The following is a 3,271-nucleotide window of genomic DNA, read 5'->3' on the forward strand; positions in this document are numbered from 1 at the left end:
CCGGTCGAGGAGGCGCTGCGGCGCGTGCCGAACGTGCGCTACGTCGAATCGAAAACGAGCCGCGGTTCCGCCGAGATTTCGCTGAATTTCGATTGGGGCACCGACATGGCGCAGGCGACGCTGCAGGCGCAGTCGGCGATCGCGGAAATTCTGCCGTCGCTGCCGCCCGGCACGACGATGCACGTCCGGCGGATGGATCCGACCGTATTTCCGGTGCTCGCATTCAGCCTGACATCGCGCAGTCAGTCGCTTTCGCAGCTTCGCGAGCTTGCGCAATTCCAGTTGCGTCCGGTGCTGTCGTCGGTCGAGGGCGTGGCGCGCGTCGACGTGACGGGCGGCGCGCAGGACGAACTGGAAGTGGCGATCGATCCCGCCCGCCTCGCGGCCTACAAGCTGTCGGCCGCGGACGTGTCGAGGGCGATCGGCGCCGGCAACGTGCTGATGGCGAACGGGCGGATCGAGGATCACTACAAGCTGTATCTCGTCGTCTCGAACACGGCGATCACCTCGCCCGAGATGTTGCGCAATGTGGTCGTATCGTCGACGGGCGGCACGCAGATCCGGGTCGGCGACGTCGCGGAGGTGTCACGCGGCACGATGCCGCAGTGGTTCCGGGTGACGGCGGACGGTCAGGATGCGGTGCTCGTCAGCGTATTCCAGCAGCCCGGCGCGAACAGCGTCGCGATGGCCGCGGCGATCCGCGCGAAGCTCGCGGATTTCCAGCGGCAGATGCCGCAAGGTGCGCATCTCGCGAACTGGTACGACCAGAGCCAGCTGGTGATCGAATCGGCGTCGAGCGTGCGCGATGCGATCGTGATCGGTGTCGCGCTGGCGGCGTTGACGCTGTTCGTGTTCCTGCGCAACTGGAAGATCACGGCGATCGCGGTCGCGGTCGTGCCGGTCGTGATGAGCTCGACCGTCCTTCTGCTCGACGTGTTCGGCATGGGTTTCAACATCATGACGCTCGGCGGCATGGCGGCGGCGGTCGGGCTCGTCATCGACGACGCGATCGTGATGATCGAGCATATCGCCCGGCGCATGCGGGACGCGGGCGCACATGCGTTTCACGGGCGCGTGATGAGCGCCGCGCTCGAATTCACGCGGCCGCTCGCAGGCTCGTCGGGGGCGACGCTGATCATCTTCGTGCCGCTCGCGTTCCTGTCGGGCGTGACGGGCGCGTTCTTCAAGGCGCTGTCGATCACGATGGCGAGCGCGCTGTTCATCTCGTTCATCGTCAGCTGGCTCGCGATTCCGATCCTGTGCGATCGCCTGCTGAAGCCGGCCGATGCCGAGGAACACTCTGAGTCGCGTTTCGCGCGCTGGATCAATCGCCATTACGCAAGCCTGGTCGAGCGCGTGTGCCGCAGGCCGTCGCTGGTGCTTGCGGGCGTGCTGCCGCTGCTGGCCGTTGCCGCATTCGCCTTCACGCGCGTCGGCAGCGGCTTCATGCCGTCGATGGACGAGGGCGGATTCGTGCTCGACTATCACACGGCGCCCGGCACGTCGGTGACGGAAACCGACCGCCTGATGCGCGAGGTCGAGGCGATCATTCGCGCGAATCCGAACGTCGTCACCTATTCGCGCCGCACCGGCGTCGGGCTCGGTGGCGGCCTGAGCGAGCCGAACACCGGGGATTTCTTTATTCGCCTGAAGTCGGGGCCGCGCGAACCGATCGGCACGGTGATGGCGGAAATCCGTTCGAAGGTCGAGGCGAACGTGCCGGGCGTGAAAATCGAACTCGCGCAGTTGATGGAGGACCTGATCGGCGATCTGACGGCCGTACCGCAGCCGGTTCAGATTAAGATCTATTCGGACGATCCGACCGGGCTCGCGGCGACTGCGAAGCGCGTGGCCGTGCGCATCGCGACGATTCCCGGCATCGTCGATGTCGACAACGGCATCAACCCCGCCGGCGATGCGCTCGACCTGCACATCCGTCCCGATGCGGCCGCGGCCGAAGGCATGGATCCGCAGGCGATTTCGCAGCAGGTGTCGGATCTGCTGTCGGGAAGCGTCGCCACACAGTTCCAGCAGGGGCCGAAGACGGTCGGCATTCGGGTTCGCATGACGGATGCGATGCGCATGAACGACACGGGGCTGGCCCAGCTGCAAATTCGCGCGCCCGATGGCCACCTCTTTCCGCTCGATCGCGTAAGCGACCGCATCACGGTCAGCGGTCAGCCGGAAATCAGCCGCGACAACCTGAAACGCATGATTGCCGTGACGGCGCGGATCGACGGCCGCGACCTCGGCTCGACGATTGCCGACGTCCGGCGGGCACTCGGCGAAACGAACCTGCTGCCTTCGGGCGTCTACTACGAGCTGGGCGGCCTGTATCAGCAGCAGCAGATCGCGTTTCGCGGGCTCCTCGCGGTGTTCGGCGCGGCGATCGCGCTGGTGTTCGGGCTGCTGCTGTTTCTCTACGAGCGGTTCCGCATCGCGCTTGCGGTGATGGCGATGCCGTTGTGCGCGGCGGGCGCAGTGTTTATCGGGCTGTGGGTGACGGGGATCGAACTCAACATTTCCGCGATGATGGGGATGACGATGATCATCGGCATCGTGACCGAGGTGGCGGTTTTCTACGTGTCGGAGTTTCAGGGGCTCGTGCGTGACGAGGGGATGCCGGCCGGCATGGCGTTGCTTGCCGCGGGCCGCAACCGGCTGCGGCCGATCGCCATGACAACGATCGCCGCCATTCTCGCGCTGCTGCCGCTTGCCTTCGCGCTGGGGCAGGGCTCGGCAATGCAGCAGCCGCTGGCGGTCGCGATCATCTCCGGGCTCATGGTGCAACTGCCGCTCGTGCTGCTCGTGCTGGAGCCGATCAAGCCGGTCGTACCGCCCAAGGCCGCCGTGCAGCGGCCGCCCGAACAGGTGATGCTGGGGGCGAAATCGACGCGTTACAGCAACATCGAACTGTTGCTGAGCAAGCCCGCCTATCAGTCGCGCAACTCGAAATTCGTCGTGCAGATGCCCGGCGGACGCAAGGAGGTGCTGAAGGAGGAGAACGATGCCGGCCAGCAGGCGCAGCAGGATGCGCAGGGCGGATCGCTTTTTTATTAACTAATAGACCGCCGGTTTGGAGGAGACTACAACTTCGTGGATTACGTTTAACGGGTTTTCGGCCCATATCGCCGTACTGTGTACGGTGACGCTGGGCCTGCTGTGCGTTTCGGCGCTCGTGTCGGGCGCTGAAACTTCGTTTTTTTCTCTGTCGCACAACGATATACGCCGCCTGCGCAAACGCACGACGGCGTCGGCCGAGGCGGTGCTC

1 protein-coding gene is annotated in these 3,271 nt (G+C 65.4%); it reads left to right on the forward strand.

What is annotated here, in order from left to right; all coding sequences use genetic code 11:
• A partial coding sequence (locus KH616_RS23235; RefSeq protein WP_292252298.1) for an efflux RND transporter permease subunit occupies window positions 1-3,060 on the forward strand: 3,060 nt, incomplete at its 5' end.
• Window positions 3,061-3,271: the final 211 nt, after the last annotated feature.

Source organism: Burkholderia sp. (assembly GCF_018375725.1).
GTDB lineage: Bacteria > Pseudomonadota > Gammaproteobacteria > Burkholderiales > Burkholderiaceae > Burkholderia.